This window comes from Variovorax sp. LjRoot290, from assembly GCF_964253985.1.
Taxonomy (GTDB): Bacteria; Pseudomonadota; Gammaproteobacteria; order Burkholderiales; family Burkholderiaceae_C; genus Variovorax.
In genome coordinates, this window is the sequence record NZ_CAXURW020000003.1 from 381,235 (window position 1) to 394,910 (window position 13,676).

Below are 13,676 nucleotides of genomic sequence, written 5' to 3' on the forward strand. Positions count from 1 at the left end.
AAACATGAAGCTCGCTCGTATCACCGCCGCTGCCGCGTGTGCGCTCTGCGCCTTCGCCGCCTTGGCTGCAGAGGGCCTGATCGCCATCAAGAGCCCGCACTCGCCCGCAGAAACCGCGTCGCGCTTCGAGGCTGCGATCAAGCAACGAGGACTGACCGTGTTTGCGCGTATCGATCACGCCACAGGTGCATCAGCGGTTGGAAAGACGCTGCGCCCGACCGAGGTGTTCATCTTCGGCAGCGCCCAGGCAGGTACGCCATTCATGGCGTGCCAGCAAACAGTGGGGATCGACCTCCCGCTCAAGGCCTTGATCTGGCAGGACGCGAACCAGCAGACCTGGTTCGGCTACAACGACCCTGCCTGGCTCGCCCGACGGCATGGGGCGGACGCCTGCCCGTCGGTCGAGGGCCTGACCAAGGCCTTGTCGGGCCTGGGCGCGGCGGCCACGACACCATAGGCATCACCGTTCGATGCTGCTGCGCGGTCAGACGGCGCCGACGTACTCGCCGCGAGCCGGGTAGTTCTTCGCAAGCGCGAAGTCGAGCGCGCCGAGCAAGTCGTCGAAATGCGGGGCGCGCAAAGGGCATGGTCTGGACCGAAGCGTAATACAGCGTCCCGTCGGCTCGCACGATGAAGACGCCAGGCTCGGCGAAAAGCGCAGGCTCCTCAATCCCGATGGACGTCGTGCCGCGCGAGGTGCTGATGTACAGGCCCCATTCCCGCGCCTTCGAGAGCGGCAGGTCGTAGCCGATACGCAAGTTCTCGGCCTTGAGTGCAAGCGTCAGCGATCCGCGTGGTGCGGCGGCGGCCACATGTCTTCGGAGACCTGCAAGCCCAGGCGTACAGTCTGCCCCGCCGAGTTCACGCGTCGATCGTCGCGAGTGAGCTGCGCGAGGCATTCGCTGCTGTCTCTGCAACCGTCGGGGCCGGCGCCTGATCGGGATCTCCATTCGAGAAGCATCGGACCTGAACGGGCGCTCACCGTTTGACCGCACGAAGAACAATGTCGGTGATGGCGTCATCGGCTTGACCTTGGCTCTTTCCACGCTGCTCCGTCGAATCTGACGTCACGACGACTACCAGTCTCATGCCCGGATTCACGTAGATCCGCTGGCCGTCGTCTGCTCCCGCCATGTACGGCGCCGGGAGGCTGAGCGTAGGCGCGACCCGCCATGCATAGCCGTAACCCCAGTTGATCGGCGGCCCCCCGTTGGACTGTTTGCGGGTAGCTGCCTCGGCATAATCGGGTGCCATCAGTGTCGCGCCCTCCCAAGAACCCATCTGCAGTTGCAACTGGCCGAGCTTCGCCATATCGCGCGCAGTGAGCTCCAGACCGCTGTAGCCGAGTTCGCCGCCTGGCCGATCGATTCGCCACAAGTAGCGCTGGATCCGAAGCGGTCCGAAGAGCTCCTTCCGCGCGAATTGCGAAACGCTCGTCCTCGTTGCGCTGACCAACACCCTTGCCGCCAAATGAGCCGTGCCCGCGTTGAAGCTGAACGTGGTACCGGGGTCGCTGACCAAAGGTCGTTGAAGAGCGAAATCCACAGGAAAAGCCCACTTGCCGACTTGCTTGATCGCAGGGTCGAACCCGGCTGTCATGGTCAGAATGTGCGCAAGGGTCATCGTCCGCACCCTGACGTCGACGCCTTCGTCGAGCGCTTCCGGCAGAAAGTCAGCAATAGGCTGGTCGACGCTTCTGATGAACCCCTTCTGAAGTGCGACGCCCACCAGCATTGACACCACGCTCGTGGTCCCGGAGCGCATGTCATGCAAGCTCGAGGGTCCCAGGCCGGCTCGGTAGTATTCAAAGGCAAGCCGACCGTGACGCACGATGACCACGCTCCTGATAGCTTTTTCTTTCGATTCGAGCCCACGCACCAGCTCGTTCAGATGCTCAACGTCGAGTCCCTGCTCGCTCGGCGACGACAGCTGCCAACCGTCTCGCACTTCCTTGCGCGACTGCGGATGCGCCGAGCCCGCGGCCGCCAGCGTGAGAACTGCAGCCATGAGGAATTGCGACATGCTCCGCCCTGAGCGACTGCGGCAATGATTCGACAAGGCCATGCCAGTTCTGCCGGATCACAGGAGGATAAGCGCAGCCACTGCGACCAGCGTCGGAAGCAAAGCTCCCAGAAATAGCCCGCCCGCGCCAATCGTCTCGTCGGAAAACCCTCGCTTCAGGAGCGCCACCCCGGCGGGGTTTGGCGCATTCGCAATCATGGTCAATCCGCCTCCGGCTACCGCGCCAGCCACCAGGCTGTACTTCGCCTCCTCGGGGATTCCCGTGATGAGAGAGCCAAGGTACGTCAATGCCGCGTTGTCGGTCACCGCGGTGAGAGCGGTCGCTCCGAAGAAGAGCACCTGGGGCGACATGCTCGACACGAGAGGCTGAAGCCACCACTGCTGCATTCCGCCGAGCACCACCAGACCTGCGAGGAAAAAAGCCACCAAAAGCGCTTCCTTGATGATGAGCGGATTCTGATGACGCTCGTAGGCTTGGGTAAAGCCGAGGAACAACAGAAACAGTCCCAGGAACGCGACTGGATGGTGAGCCAGCGCCACGACAGCGACAAGAAAACCCAGGTGTACGGCAACCACTGCCATCGGAATCGCTTCCTGCTTGGATTGATTGGGCGGCGCCAGTTTGGCATCAAGGTGGCGGCGAAGCGCCACCGTCGCGACGCTCGCGTTCACAACAACGGCAATGGCCGCCTTCCAGCCGAAGGTGACCAGCATGAAGGAGGAGTCCCAATCCCAGGTCGAAGCGACCATCAGCACCGGCGGCGCTGCGAAGGACGTTAGCGTGCCGCCGATCGATACGTTCACGAACAGCACCCCCAAGGCAAGGTACTTGACGTGCTCGGGGACGTCGGGCCTGAAAACCTGCGGGGCGAGCATCAGCGCTGCAATGGTCATGGCCGCCGGCTCCGTGATAGCGGACCCCAGCAGAGGGACGGCGGCCAGCCCGAGCCAGGCTGTGGCCACTGATGTGCGCACCGGCAGACGGCGAGCGGCGAGGTCTACGGCGCTCACCACAGCCTGCAGGATCGGCCGAGAGGCCGCAACCACCATCACCACGAAGACGAACAAGGGCTCCGTGTACTGTCGCGATTCGGCATACGCCAATGCCTGGTCGCCGCCACTGATGACGGCAATGGCCAGCACCAGGACGGTAGCCCAGAAGCCAAAGACAACCTCCACCTCGCCCAAGAGATGGAAAACGCCTGCATGGCGGGGGAAGCTGTGCGACAGCTTCTCGAACTGCTTGGCTGCGAAGGTGTGGATGAGCGCGACTGCAAAGAGGCCGGCGGCAATCAGCTCAATCGTGTGTTGAGGCATCGGTTCTCAGGCGTAGAACGGCCGCGCGGCGGCCCGACCAGCGCTGAACCTGTCCGACCACCCCATGCGGACACCCATGGGCAGTTTAACGACGTTGAGAAACCAGCGGCTCCGTCTGGCGGAGTTCTGCCCGACGGCGAAGCGAGCCGTCACGGCCCCTGCGCCTTCAGCTTGCGCAGCAATTCCTCTGCGCGATCGAGTTCGAGCCGCAGGTCACGGATCTCCTGCTCCAGCTTCTCGACGCCGGCCGCGCGGGTCTGCGGCGGAGCGAGGGTCTGGCAGCGGGCCCGCAGCGCGCTCAACACTTCGGCAAGTTGCCGTCGCCCGAGCAGCTGACCTTTGGAGCGCGCGAGATCGATGTTCCGCTCGAGAGCGGCCTCTTCGACCTTGCAATCGGATTCGCCTATCTGCCCGATCGGTCGCGCGAACGCAGCGACGGTCAATCCCAGCGGGACGATCATCAAGCTTGATTTCACGAACATGCCAGACGTAGACCTGATGCGGCCTGGAGTTTGCTAGCTTAGCTACTTTGCGGCGCAAAAATCCGAGCGGGCGCTGAGGGGGTGAGCGGGCGCAGGTGAAGGCAGCCATCTGAGGGCTGCATCGGGAGTCGGGATTGTTTGGGGGGCGGTGCGATGACGCCGTCTATGGCGCGGCCGGCGATGCCAGGGCGATGCCGATGTTGATCAGGTTGTCGGCGATGACGCCGAGTCCGACCCATCGCTTGATGCCGGCGGCCCCCTTGTAGCGACATCGGTTCAAGCCGTGGCGGCGCTTGAGCAGGCTGATGCGACCCTCGCAGCCGGTGCGCCACTTCTGCGCGCTGCGGAACCAGCGCTTCTTGTGCAGCTTGCGGCGCTCGGCGCTCTTGGTGCCGAGGTTGGGGATCGCCACGCGCTTGACGCCGCGCTCGCGCGCGACAACCTCATTGCGCAGCGAGAAGAAGCCGGCGTCGGCGGTGACCAATCGCGGCGGCCGGCCGAACTGCTGCTGGTGCACGTCGATCGCCGGGACCAGCAAGTCGGTGTCGCTGGGCCGTTCGTCGTAAACCTCGTAATGCGTGACGATCTGCTGTTCGGCCTCCTGGATCTTCACCATCTTGCCGAACTCGGTGGGCTTGGAGGCCTTGCCCTTGCGGATGATCTCCGTGTGGGGCTCGAACAGGCTGACGAGCTTGCCGGGCGAATGCGTGTTGCCCTGGAACAGGCGTTCCCTCGTTTGGCGCATGACCTGCTGCACCCGCGGGATCATTGTCTGGAGATCGTCGCTGTGCGCTTCGATGGCCGCCTGCGTGATAACGCACGTGCCGGCCTTGATGCCGTTTTGCACCTCGCGCACGAAGCGCTTGGCCTGGCCGACCGCCCGGCTGGTGATGGTCAGCAGCCGTCCGTAGCACTGGCGTAGCCGCTCCTTGCCCTGATCGGTGCGGAAGCTGCGGCTGGCGCGGCCGATGTGCACCAGACAGCGCTGAGTGCTCCTCATGCGATCGCGCAGCTTCGCGCCCGCCGCGGTCAGCTGTTCGATCTTCTTCATGGTGCGCGTGAGCACGCGTACGCCGTCGCCCAGCAGCGAGGCGTCGGTCGGGTAGTGGATATTGGTCTCCACGACGGTGGTGTCCACGCGCATGCGCCGGCCCTGGACAATCTTGTGCTCCTGGGCGATGGTCACCACGCGCCGATGGATCTGCTCGACCACGTCCGGCCCCAGGGCCAAGCCCAGCTTGCCCAAGGTCTTCGCGTCAGGGACCTTGCCCGCACCAACCCGGGTGAAGTGGCGGTACACGAGATTGGCCCGCACCTCGCGCTCGAGGACGGCGTAACTCCAGTTGCGCATGTGCTTGAGCAGCAGCAGTCGCAGCACCACCTCCGCGGGCGTGCCCTTGCGCCCGCGCGTGAGGCTGTGCGTCCAGCGGCGCGCCAGCACCTCGTAGACCAGCTGCACGAGCTGCGCGTCGGCAAGCACCTGGTCGACGTGGCGCATCCAGTCTTCCCACAGCCCGTCGGCCTGCTCAGCGATCCAGTCATCGGCGGTGCTGAGCGGGCGACGATGCCGTTCGATCACGTCAGGCCTTCTTGGGTACCTTGGCCCGGCGCGCCCGGCTCTTGTCCTTCTCGCGTGCCAACGCACGCAAGAACTGCTCGCGGTTGTCCGTCGCCAGTTCGGTGGCGACCTCCTGGAATCGCACCCACGCGCCGTGCGCGTCCTTGAGCGACTGCGCTTGCCTCGGGGGCACGTAGACCGAACTCGCCTTGCCGTCGGCCGTGAACTTCAGGTACAGGTGCGGCCCGTGACGACGAGCCGGATCCGTTGCGCAGGCGCACGACGGATCGCCGCACTGCCGGGTGACTTCGGACAGGGAGCCCTGCACCATGGACTGTGCGGCCTGCTCAAGCTCTTCGATCAAGCGAACCTTACCCCTCATATAGGTTAAGGTAACCAAGCGACTGCGACCTGTCAATAGTTCGCAGACCTACGCGTGCCAAGCCAGCAACAGTGCCCACCCTCAAGAGGGCCATGCGCCAAAATTCCCAGCGAGCTGCTCACCCATGCAGAAATCGCGGTCTCAGCGCCACGCGTCCTCGCCGTCAACGGCGTCCGGATTTTTGCGCCGCAAAGTAGCTAATCCTGTTCCCGAGTCACAGTCACGAGCCCCTATGAAACGCCAACGGAATTGTCGTGCATGGACCAACGAGGCCCGGCCGCGGTGCAGTCCGACTCCAGGCGATCGTGTAGAAGAACGTCGATGAACCGCGAACCCGATTTCCTGCAGAACCTACGCGCCGAGCTCTCCAGCGGCCGCGTCTGGCTCGACCGCGCTATCGTTCTTGGCTACGCGGTGGCCGCGGGCCTGTTCGTGGTGGCGTTCACGATCGCGAGCGACTGGGTCTTCGGGCTATTCCACAGCCTGCACCGCTCCCAACCCTGGGCAATCCTGCTCTGGACGCCGCTCGCCACGGCGGCGATCGTCTGGACAACGAGACGCTGGTTCCCGGGCGCTGCCGGCTCGGGCATCCCCCAGGTCAAGGCCGCGCTGCATCCGGCGCTGCCGCCTGAACGACGCAACCTGCTGGTGTCGCTGCGACTGACGGTCGCGAAGATCGGGCTCGCGGTGGCAGGGCTCTCCGCGGGCCTGTCGATCGGCCGTGAAGGCCCTTCAGTGCAGGTCGCGGCCGGCGTGATGCAACATGCAAGGCGCTGGCTCTCGCCCGGTACGTCGATCGACGCGCGCGCCCTGCTGGTCGCAGGCGGTGCGGCCGGCATCGCCGCCGCTTTCAATGCACCGCTCGCGGGCATCGTGTTCGCGATCGAGGAGTTGTCGGGCCGGCTCGAGGCGCGCGCGAGCGGCCTCATCATCACGGCGATTGTGCTGGCCGGCCTGGTTGCGGTGTCGGCCTTCGGCAACCTCAGCTACTTCGGCGTCATCAGGGTTCCCCACATCAGCTGGGACGCACTGGGGCCGGGCCTGCTGGTGGCGATGGCGGCGGGAGTGGCAGGCGGCTTGTTCGCGCGGCTGCTGATCGCTTCGCTCACCGGCGCGCCCGAGCGGCTGAATCGCGTCCGCGCGCGCTGGCCGGTGCGCTTCGCTGCGGTTGGCGGCCTCACGGTGGCGGTGATCGGCCTGGTGACCGGTGGTGTCACTTTCGGCGCCGGGTCCGAAGCCGTGAAACGGATGCTGGCCGGGCACGACGAACTCTCGCCGCTCTATACGCTGCTCAAGTTCATCGCAACCTGGCTCACCGCCTGGTGTGGCGTGCCGGGCGGCATCTTCGCGCCCGCGTTGTCGATCGGAGCCGGGATCGGCAACGGGATCTCCCAGCTTGCCGGCCCCGGGCTCGGACCTGCATTGATCGCCATGGGCATGGCCGGATTTCTCGCCGCCGTGACGCAGGCGCCGCTCACCGCTTTCATCATCGTGATGGAGATGGTCGATGGCCATTCGATGGTTTTGAGTCTGATGGCTTCAGCCATGCTGGCCAGCCTGGTCTCGCGGATGATCAGCCGGCCCCTCTATGAATCGCTGGCCGAGCACATGGTGGGTGGCGCGATAGGCTCGCCGGCGCCGGTTGTGACGGCGTCGCAGCCAGAGGCCAGCGAAGAGACGTCCGCTCCGGAGCGCCCGCTCGCGTAGTGCTGCCTTGCTTGGCGCGCGGCCCTACAGATCCTGAGCGGCGTGATTGCCAGTTGCACCAATGAAATTGGGCCGCAGGCTTTCGTGCGCTTCGCCGCCGCCTTCTCCTAGGTTAGACGGAAGGAAAACACCGCGCCCTTGTCGGGCCGCGGAAGCAGCCGGATGTCGCTGCCATGCAGTTGCAGGATGCGTTGCACGATCACGAGCCCGAGGCCGCCGCCGCGGCCTCCGCCCGAAGAGAATGCGGGACGCGTGAAGAGCACTGTTCGCAGCTCGCTGGGAATGCCCGGACCGGTGTCGCTGATCTCGACCTGCACACCCTCCTTCTGCTGCCGCAACTGGACCACGATTTCGCCTCCTTCCGGCGTGTGCCGGATCGCGTTGTCCAGCAGGTTGGTCAGCACGCGCTCGATCATTCCCAGATCGGCGGTCACCACCGGCAGTCCCGGCGCGATGTCCGGCACCAGACGCTGGCGCCGCGCCTCCGCCGCCAGCTCGAACTTCTGGAACACGTCCTGCACGAGGTCGGCCAGCGCGAAGCTCTCCTTCTCGGGCTTGACGACGCCGTACTCGAGGCGTGCCAGTTCGAACAGCTCTTGAGCCAGCCGCGCGACCTTGCGGCTCTGTGCCAGAGCGATCTCGAGGTAGCGGCGGCTGTCGGCGGTGTTCAGCGAATCAGCTTTGACCAGCAGGGTCTCCAGGTAGCCGTGCAGCGAGGTGAGCGGCGTACGCAGGTCGTGCGAGATGTTGGCGAACAGCTCGCGCCGCTGCTGGTCCTGCAGGGTCAGCTCGCGCCACTGCTCGGCGATGCGCTGCGTCATCTGCGCAAAAGCCTGGCCGAGCATCGCGATCTCGTCGCTGCCTTGGCGCGCCAGTCCGGGCGCTGGCACGGAACTCTTCAACGCGTCGACGCCATCCGTTTCGAACCTGCGCACCGCGGCCGTCAGCTCGCGCAGGGGGCGGGTGATCAAGTGGAAGGCGGCCAACCCCGCGAGCAGGCCAAGCAGCGCCACCAAGCCCATCGACCACAGCGTGGTGCGCAGCACGCTGCTGGCGGCGACGTTGGCGGCCAGCGCGTCGCGCTCCTCGCCGAACAGCACCACGTAGACATAGCCGGCGTCACGGCCGTCGACGCGCAATGGTGCAGCGCTGAACACCTTCCGAACAGCGTCGCTGCGCGGGTCGTCGCCCAGGATGGGCAGCGGCTCGCCGGCCAGCAGGCGCCGGATCGGCGCGATGTCCACCTGGTTGCGCTTCAGGTGTCCCGGCGGAGCTGCCTGCGCCTCGATACGGCCGTCCGGTGCAAGCAGGTAGACCTCCACGCTCGGATTGACCGCCATCAGCTTGTCGAAGAGGTCGCGCACCGCGGCCTCGTTGAGTCCGCCGCGCCCCATCAAGGTCGAGTTGCTGGCGATGTGCGCGGCGAGGCCGCTGGAGAGGCGCTGCGTCACTTCCTGTTCGTGACGCACGTTGGCTTCCATCTGCAGCCATGCCGAGGCGCCACAGCAGGCGAGCAGCAGCACCGCGAACACCACCGACAGCCGCTGCGACAGGTTGGCCCGAACACTCATGCGTCTCTCTCTTCCGCCTCGGAAGCGGACAACTTGTAGCCGCGTCCCCACACGGTGAGGATGCGACGCGGCTGCGCAGGGTCGGCCTCGATCTTCATGCGCAGCCGGTTGATGTGCGTGTTGACGGTGTGCTCATAGCCGTCGTGCTGGTAGCCCCACACCTGGTTGAGCAGATCCAGGCGCGAGAACACCTTGCCCGGGTGGCGTGCGAAGAAGTGCAGCAGGTCGAACTCGCGCGGCGTCAGCTCGACCGGCTTGCCGTCGACCTCGGCCTCGCGTGCGACCGGGTCGATGCGCAGGTTGCCGAGATCGAGCCGGCCCGATTCCATGCGGGCATTGCGCGCCAGCGCGTCGGTGCGCCGCAGCAGCGCCCGCACCCGTGCCACCAGCTCCAGCACCGAAAAGGGCTTGGCGAGATAGTCATCCGCACCGAGCTCCAGACCCAGGATGCGGTGGACCTCGCTGGAGCGCGCGCTGGTGATGATGATCGGCGTGTAGCGTGTCATCGCGCGCGCCCTGCGGCAGATCTCGAGACCGTCGACGCCCGGCAGCATGAGGTCAAGGATCAGTGCGTCCCAGCTCCCGCGCTCGAGCTCGCGCAGGCCCGCATGCCCGTCAGCGGCGTGTTCCACCGCATAGCCCTCGTCGAGCAGGTGCATGCGCAGCAGCTCTGCGATGTGGGCATCGTCTTCGACGATCAGGATGCGTTTGGCGGATTCCATCCCCGCGGATTGTCCCGCGATATCGCCGGTGCGGTTATCACGATTAATTGAACTCTTCGTGATGAATCGGCCACCTGGTGCGCCCAACAATGCGCCCATGAACCGCGACGCCATGCACCGCCCCAACGCTTCGATCCACCCGATCTGGATGCGAATCACGCATTGGCTCAACGCATTCGCGGTGCTGATCCTGGTCACCAGCGGTTGGCAGATCTACAACGCCTCGCCGTTGTTTCCCTTTTCGTTCCCATCATCGATCACTCTCGGCGGCTGGCTCGCCGGCGCGCTGCAGTGGCACTTTGCCGCGATGTGGCTGCTGGCGGCGAACGGCCTCGTCTACCTGGCGCTGAACGTTGCGAGCGGGCGGTTGTTCCGCAAATTCTTCCCCCTCTCGCCGGCCGGCATCTGGCGCGATGCACTCGCCGCGCTGAAGGGCAAGCTCTCGCACGCCGATCCCCACCGGTACAACAGTGTCCAGCGCTTCGCCTACCTGTTCGTGATGCTCGACATCGCGCTGCTGGTCCTGTCGGGCCTGGTGCTCTGGAAATCTGTCCAGTTCGCGTTCTTGCGCGAGCTGCTGGGCGGCTACGAATTCGCCCGCCGGATCCACTTCTTCGCGATGGCTGCGCTGGTCGCCTTCGTAGCCGTGCACCTGGTGATGGTCGCGCTGGTTCCGCGCACCTTGCTGACGATGCTGAGCGCCCACGGGGGAGAGAAGCAATGAAGGTCTTCAAGCGTCCGGCCCTGGTCGGTGTCGACGGCGAGGCAGCGCTTGCCGAAGCGAGAAAGCTGATCGGCCGCCGCATCGAAGCGCCCGAGCGCCGCGCCTTCCTGCAGCGCTCGCTGACGCTGGGTGGACTCTCGCTGCTCAGCGGGTGCAGCATCAGCGACAACAGCACGGTCGAAGCGGCCCTCATGCGCATCTCGCGCTTCAACGACGCCGCGCAAGCCTGGATCTTCGACCCGAACCAGCTCGCGCCAACCTATCCCGACTCGATGATCACGCGGCCGTTTCCGTTCAACGCATACTACGGCGAGGACGAGGTTCGCGAGGTCGACGAGGCGAGCTACAGGCTCGAAGTCACCGGCCTAGTCGCCGACAAGCGCAACTGGGCCCTGGCCGACCTGCGCGCCTTGCCGCAGCAGGACCAGGTCACGCGGCACATCTGCGTGGAAGGCTGGAGCGCGATCGGCAAGTGGGGCGGCGTGCCCTTTGCCGAGTTCCTGCGCAGGGTCGGCGCCGACACGAGCGCGAAGTACGTCGGCTTCAAGTGTGCCGACGACTACTTCACCAGCATCGACATGCCCACGGCGCTGCATGCGCAGACCCTCCTCACGCTGAGCTACGACGGCCAGCCGCTTCCGCCCAAGTACGGCTTCCCGATGAAGCTGCGCATGCCTACCAAGCTTGGCTACAAGAATCCGAAGCACATCAAGGCGATCTTCGTCACCAACACCTACCCTGGCGGCTATTGGGAAGACCAGGGCTACAACTGGTTCGGCGGCAGCTGAGTCCATGGCGGACCCGGCGTTGTTGAAACGCGCGGCCGTGTTCTCTTGAACCGTGCCATTTAAAACCTGACCCTAGAGGACACTGAAATGAACAAGCTCACCGCAACACTGTTGGCCGCCTGCATGGCCGCCGGCTCCGTCTCGGCCTTTGCCGCGGACGAGATGAAGAAGGATGGCATGGCCAAGGACGGCGTGGCCAAGGATTCAATGGCCAAGGACGGCATGAAGAAAGACAGCATGGCGAAAGATGGCATGAAGAAGGACGGCATGAAGAAGGACGGGATGGCCAAGGACAGCATGAAGAAGGACGAGATGAAGAAGGACGAGATGAAGAAGTAGCCGCCACAGCGCTCCGACGGAGATCCATCGTGATCCTGTTCATCCTTCTGGCCGGCGTCACGGCGGTCGCGCTCGGCACCGACACCGGCCTGCTCGCGCAGCGGTCGTCGGGCAGTGGCGGCGCGTCGATCGGGATGAGCCTGTCCCAGAGACTTCGCCCGCCCTCCATGGAACACGCGCCGGCTGCGGCGCTGCGCCCGGCGGCGCCCGTGCGAAGAGGATTCATGACCGTCCAGGACAATGCGTCCAGCGCTCGGCTCCCAACGCTTCCGATTGAGGGGGCGATGCCGCCGCTCACCGGTGCCGTCGAATGGCTCAACTCGCCGCCGCTCACCGCCGAAGCGCTTCGCGGCAAGGTGGTGTTGGTCGACTTCTGGACCTACTCGTGCATCAACTGCCTGAATGCGCTGCCTCACGTGCGCGACTGGCACCGCAAGTACAAAGACCAGGGCCTGGTCGTGGTCGGCGTGCATTCACCCGAGTTCGCCTTCGAGAAAAACATCAACAATGTGAAGCGCGCGGTGGACAGGCTCGAGGTCGCGTTTCCGGTGGCGATCGACAACAACTTCACCATCTGGCGCGCCTTCGGCAACAGCTACTGGCCGGCGCACTACTTCGTCGACGCCAAGGGTCGCATCCGCTTTCATCGCTTCGGCGAAGGCGAATATGAAAAATCGGAGCAGGTTATCCAGCAACTCCTGGAAGAAGCACGCAAGGAAGCAAAGCCGATATGAAGAGTCCATCGAACCCCAGTTCGCCGCGGCGTCTCGCACTTGCCGCGCTCGCGCTCCTCAGCGGCATGGCGGTGTGGCATGCCATGCCCTCGCTCGCAGCGGAGGCAGCCGTGGTCATTCCAGCAGCTGTGGAGGATCTGGCCGTCGCGCCAGGCGCGGCATCGGAGACGGCCGTGATCGCCGGCGGCTGCTTCTGGGGCGTGCAGGGTGTCTTCCAGCACGTGAAGGGCGTGACCAGCGCCGTGTCGGGCTATGCCGGCGGCGACGCAGCCACGGCCAAGTACGGGGCAATCGGTTCCGGCCGGACTGGCCACGCCGAGGCCGTTCGTATCACCTACGATCCGCGACAGATCAGCTTTGGACAACTGCTGCAGATCTACTTTTCGGTGGCGCACAACCCGACCGAGCTGAACCGCCAGGGGCCGGACAGCGGGACGCAGTACCGCTCGGCGATTTTTCCGGAGAATGCCGAGCAGGCGCGAGTGGCCAAGACCTACATTGCGCAGCTCGACAAAGCCAAGGTGTTCGGCAAGTCGATCGCCACCACCGTCGAGCCGGCGAAGACTTTCTACCCGGCGGAGGCGTATCACCAAGACTACATGACGCGCAACCCGCGGCAACCCTACATCGTAATCAACGACCTGCCCAAGGTCGGCAACCTGAAGCGCGTGTTCCCCGAACGCTATCGCGCTGAACCTGTGCTGGTGGGCGCCACCGGCACCCTGCAGTAGCGCGATCAACGCATGAAGAAGATTCTCCTCCTGATCGTTTCGCACGCGGTCGTGGCGGCCCTGAGCTTCGGCGCGGGCATCTATGCCTTGCCCATCATTACAGCGCCGCCGGCACCCGTGCAGGCCGAGGTCACTGCACTGGCCGCCCAAGCACAGTTCACCGGCCGGTTCAGGCGCGACCTTACAGACAGCGACGCCCTGCACTGGGGTGAAGGCACGGTGGCGGTGAGTCGCAGCGCGGTGTCACTGCAAGGCAGGGTTGCGCCCGGGCCCGACTACAAGCTCTACCTCGCGCCGGAGTTCGTTCAGACCGAGGCCGATTTCCTGCGGCTGAAGCCGAAGATGCTGCGCGTAGGCGACGTGAAGACCTTCGAGAACTTCATCGTGCCGATGCCGGCATCGGCCGATCCGACGGCCTACAACACGGTCATCGTCTGGTGCGAATCGTTCGGCCAGTTCATCACCGCGGCTCAGTACCGATGATGGCGTTGTTAGAGGTCGCGCGCTAAGTGCAAGCGGATGCGCGGCGCCACTGGCCCAGAAACCTTGTTCACTTCTGGAACAGCGCAACGCGGGCCCTGCCCTGCACACAGGCGACT

At 65.1% G+C, this 13,676-nt stretch carries 14 protein-coding genes and 1 pseudogene; 8 read left to right on the top strand and 7 right to left on the bottom strand.

Going from position 1 to position 13,676, the window contains the following annotated elements; all coding sequences use genetic code 11:
• The first annotated feature begins 4 nt into the window (after positions 1-4).
• On the top strand, positions 5-457 hold the full coding sequence (locus ACSQ9A_RS39380; RefSeq protein ID WP_436308105.1) for a DUF302 domain-containing protein: 453 nt from the start codon (positions 5-7) through the stop codon (positions 455-457).
• A gap of 521 nt (positions 458-978) precedes the next feature.
• On the opposite strand, the gene ACSQ9A_RS39385 is transcribed toward ACSQ9A_RS39380, so the two are convergent.
• From ACSQ9A_RS39385 to ACSQ9A_RS39405, 5 genes are all read right to left on the bottom strand, one after another.
• A complete protein-coding gene (locus ACSQ9A_RS39385; RefSeq protein WP_436308106.1) occupies positions 979-2,022 on the bottom strand; it encodes a serine hydrolase in 1,044 nt (347 codons plus the stop codon).
• Positions 2,023-2,079: 57 nt separating this feature from the next.
• The gene (locus ACSQ9A_RS39390) at positions 2,080-3,339 is read right to left on the bottom strand and encodes a putative Na+/H+ antiporter (RefSeq protein WP_436308107.1); all 1,260 of its coding nucleotides are present in this window, start codon (positions 3,337-3,339) and stop codon (positions 2,080-2,082) included.
• 149 nt (positions 3,340-3,488) lie between these two features.
• Positions 3,489-3,800 (bottom strand): DUF1090 family protein, encoded by a 312-nt coding sequence (locus ACSQ9A_RS39395; protein WP_436308108.1) that lies wholly within the window; start codon positions 3,798-3,800, stop codon positions 3,489-3,491.
• A 184-nt stretch (positions 3,801-3,984) separates the two neighbouring features.
• Entirely contained in the window at positions 3,985-5,397 is a 1,413-nt protein-coding gene (locus ACSQ9A_RS39400; RefSeq protein WP_436308250.1) for an ISNCY family transposase, read from the bottom strand.
• Between the two features lie 4 nt (positions 5,398-5,401).
• Positions 5,402-5,743: a DUF6788 family protein gene (locus tag ACSQ9A_RS39405; protein ID WP_436308109.1), complete on the bottom strand. Its 342-nt coding sequence runs from the start codon at positions 5,741-5,743 to the stop codon at positions 5,402-5,404.
• A gap of 339 nt (positions 5,744-6,082) precedes the next feature.
• Between ACSQ9A_RS39405 and ACSQ9A_RS39410 the strand changes: the two genes are divergently transcribed.
• Positions 6,083-7,468, top strand: coding sequence for a chloride channel protein (locus tag ACSQ9A_RS39410; RefSeq protein ID WP_436308110.1), 1,386 nt, complete (start codon positions 6,083-6,085; stop codon positions 7,466-7,468).
• Between the two features lie 107 nt (positions 7,469-7,575).
• Here ACSQ9A_RS39410 and ACSQ9A_RS39415 read toward each other — a convergent pair whose 3' ends face one another.
• Both ACSQ9A_RS39415 and ACSQ9A_RS39420 read right to left on the bottom strand, forming a co-directional pair.
• Complete coding sequence (locus ACSQ9A_RS39415; protein ID WP_436308111.1) at positions 7,576-9,039, bottom strand: HAMP domain-containing sensor histidine kinase; 1,464 nt, start codon at positions 9,037-9,039, stop codon at positions 7,576-7,578.
• On the bottom strand, positions 9,036-9,761 hold the full coding sequence (locus ACSQ9A_RS39420; RefSeq protein ID WP_436308112.1) for a response regulator transcription factor: 726 nt from the start codon (positions 9,759-9,761) through the stop codon (positions 9,036-9,038). The genes ACSQ9A_RS39415 and ACSQ9A_RS39420 overlap by 4 nt, the downstream gene beginning before the upstream one ends.
• Positions 9,762-9,858: 97 nt before the next feature.
• Here ACSQ9A_RS39420 and ACSQ9A_RS39425 point away from each other — a divergent pair, with 97 nt between their 5' ends.
• From ACSQ9A_RS39425 to ACSQ9A_RS39450, 6 genes and pseudogenes are all read left to right on the top strand, one after another.
• A complete protein-coding gene (locus ACSQ9A_RS39425) occupies positions 9,859-10,485 on the top strand; it encodes a cytochrome b/b6 domain-containing protein (protein WP_436308251.1) in 627 nt (208 codons plus the stop codon).
• The gene (locus tag ACSQ9A_RS39430; RefSeq protein ID WP_436308113.1) at positions 10,482-11,273 is read left to right on the top strand and encodes a molybdopterin-binding protein; all 792 of its coding nucleotides are present in this window, start codon (positions 10,482-10,484) and stop codon (positions 11,271-11,273) included. The genes ACSQ9A_RS39425 and ACSQ9A_RS39430 overlap by 4 nt, the downstream gene beginning before the upstream one ends.
• Positions 11,274-11,360: 87 nt before the next feature.
• Positions 11,361-11,612 carry a pentapeptide MXKDX repeat protein gene (locus ACSQ9A_RS39435; protein ID WP_436308114.1) on the top strand — a complete coding sequence of 84 codons (252 nt, stop codon included), beginning with the start codon at positions 11,361-11,363 and terminating at the stop codon, positions 11,610-11,612.
• Positions 11,613-11,872: 260 nt separating this feature from the next.
• Positions 11,873-12,322, top strand: a pseudogene (locus ACSQ9A_RS39440) (thioredoxin family protein); the annotation flags it as partial.
• Between the two features lie 20 nt (positions 12,323-12,342).
• Positions 12,343-13,077, top strand: a complete 735-nt coding sequence (gene msrA / locus ACSQ9A_RS39445; RefSeq protein ID WP_436308115.1) for a peptide-methionine (S)-S-oxide reductase MsrA — start codon at positions 12,343-12,345, stop codon at positions 13,075-13,077.
• A 12-nt stretch (positions 13,078-13,089) separates the two neighbouring features.
• Entirely contained in the window at positions 13,090-13,560 is a 471-nt protein-coding gene (locus ACSQ9A_RS39450; RefSeq protein WP_436308116.1) for a DM13 domain-containing protein, read from the top strand.
• Positions 13,561-13,676: the final 116 nt, after the last annotated feature.